The following is a 2,139-nucleotide window of genomic DNA, read 5'->3' on the forward strand; positions in this document are numbered from 1 at the left end:
ACCTTTGCAGCCGGAAATCAATCAGAAAACGATCAGAACGTATGGCGACTATCCGTCAATACAGCGCTTTCCGCTATAAGAACAAAATACACAATTTCCATGTGTGGGGTGTAGCCGCACAAATCTGATCCCATATAGGAGCGCGGAGGCTCCCTACCCTGCTTCCTCCGCCCGATTTTCATCTCCATTTTACATTTTAACAAGCAATTCTTTAGACTTATGAGCAAACTGAACAGGCTCCTGCTGCTCTTCCTGCTCTACGACGCGCCGATACGCCGCGAACTGAAGCAGATGACCTTCTGGCGCAGCGTGCGCAAGGAAGTGGAAAAGGAATTGAAAATGGAGAATTGAAAATGAAGAATGGAGAACGAAAAAAAGGTATCTTTGCAACCTGATTGAAACCATTATCCATTCTCAATTCTCAATTCTATGGCCGACAACTATCTGGAACGCCAGCGCGACGCCTACGAGGCCCGCAAGGCGGTATGGGAAAAGAAGAAGAAACATGCGGCGGGGCTGAAGAAGGCCACCGCACGCACCACCACCGGCGACGGAGCGGAGATGCTCCACCCGTTCGCCTCGCCTACCGAGGGCATCGAGCCGCCCCGGCGGTTCACCTATCCCTTTGCCTACACGCCCCACCCCCTCTGCCTGTTGGCCGCGCAAGAGGTGCAGCAATATCTGGCGGCGCAGACGCAGTGGCACGACGAGCTGGAGCGCGGCAAGATGTTCGGCGTGCTGGTGGTGCGCACCCGCGAGGGGAAGCTGGGCTACCTGGCCGCCTTCTCGGGCATCCTGGCGGGGCAGAACCGCCTGCCCTTCTTCGTGCCGCCCGTCTACGACCTGCTCCGGCCCGACGGCTTCTTCCGGCAGGAGGAAGAGCAGATTTCCGCCCTGAACCGCCGCATCGCCGCGCTGGAGGCTGACGAGACCCTGCATCATGCACAGACTGCGCTCAATGACGTGCGCCGCCAGGCCGACGAAAACCTGGCCGGGATGCGGTGTCTGATGAAGGAGGCCCGCGACGCACGCCACCGCCTGCGCCAATCGGCCACCCTGACGCCCGACGAGGAAGCCGCCCTGACGCGCGAGAGCCAGCACCAGAAGGCCGAATACAAGCGTGCCGAACGCGCCTGGCAGGCCCGCGAAGCCGAGGCGCAAGCCGCCTTCGACCGCCTGCTTGCCCCCATCCGCGAACTGAAGGCCGAACGCCACCGCCGCTCCGCCGCCCTGCAGATGCGCCTCTTCTGGCACTTCAAGATGCTCAACGCCCGCGGCGAGGCGAAGGACCTCTGTACCATCTTCGCCCCCACCCGCCAAGGCACCCCGCCCGCCGGTGCCGGCGAATGTGCCGCACCCAAGCTGCTCCAGCAGGCCTACCTCCACAAGTGGAAACCCCTCTGCATGGCCGAGTTCTGGTGGGGCCGCTCGCCGGCGAACGAGATACGCGAGCACGGCCGTTTCTACCCCGCCTGCACCAGTAAGTGCGGCCCCATCCTGAAGCACATGCTCCAGGGCCTCGACGTGGACGACAACCCCCTGCAGCAGAAGATGGCCGACGCCCCCGCCCAACGCCTGCGCACGGTCTATGAGGACGAGTGGCTGCTCATTGTGGACAAGCCCGCCGGCCTGCTCTCCGTGCCGGGCAGGGAGACCGACGCCCCCTCGGTGCTCAGCCTGATGCGCAGCCGCCTGCCCCAGGCCGAAGGCCCGCTCGTGGTGCACCGCCTGGACATGGATACCTCCGGCCTGATGCTCATCGCCAAGACTGCCGACGTGCACCGCCGCCTGCAAGCCCTCTTCGAGACGCGCGCCGTGGAGAAGGAGTACATCGCCCTGCTCCAGGGCACCGTCGCGGCGGACAGCGGCCTCATCGACCTGCCCCTGGGCCCCAGCCCGCACCACCGTCCCTGCCAGGAGGTGCGCGCCCCTCACGCCAAGCCGGCGCAGACCCTCTACGAAGTGCTGGAGCGCCGCGAGGGCCGCACGCTCGTCCGTTTCCGTCCGCTGACGGGGCGCACGCACCAGCTCCGCGTCCACGCCGCCCATGCCGAAGGCCTCGGCTGCCCCATCGTGGGCGACCCGCTCTACGGCACGCCTGCCGACCGCCTCTACCTCCATGCCCGCTCGCTGCGCTTC

Annotated in this window: 2 protein-coding genes; both read left to right on the plus strand. The window is 64.6% G+C overall.

The window, feature by feature from the left end; translation table 11 throughout:
• Positions 1–219 precede the first annotated feature (219 nt).
• Complete coding sequence (locus tag Q1Y33_RS00410; RefSeq protein WP_300797199.1) at positions 220–351, plus strand: hypothetical protein; 132 nt, start codon at positions 220–222, stop codon at positions 349–351.
• Between the two features lie 78 nt (positions 352–429).
• Positions 430–2,139 (plus strand): RluA family pseudouridine synthase (locus Q1Y33_RS00415; protein ID WP_363322783.1); only part of this gene is annotated, 1,710 nt, incomplete at its 3' end.

Source organism: uncultured Alistipes sp. (genome assembly GCF_949296715.1).
In the GTDB taxonomy this organism is placed as follows: Bacteria; Bacteroidota; Bacteroidia; order Bacteroidales; family Rikenellaceae; genus Alistipes.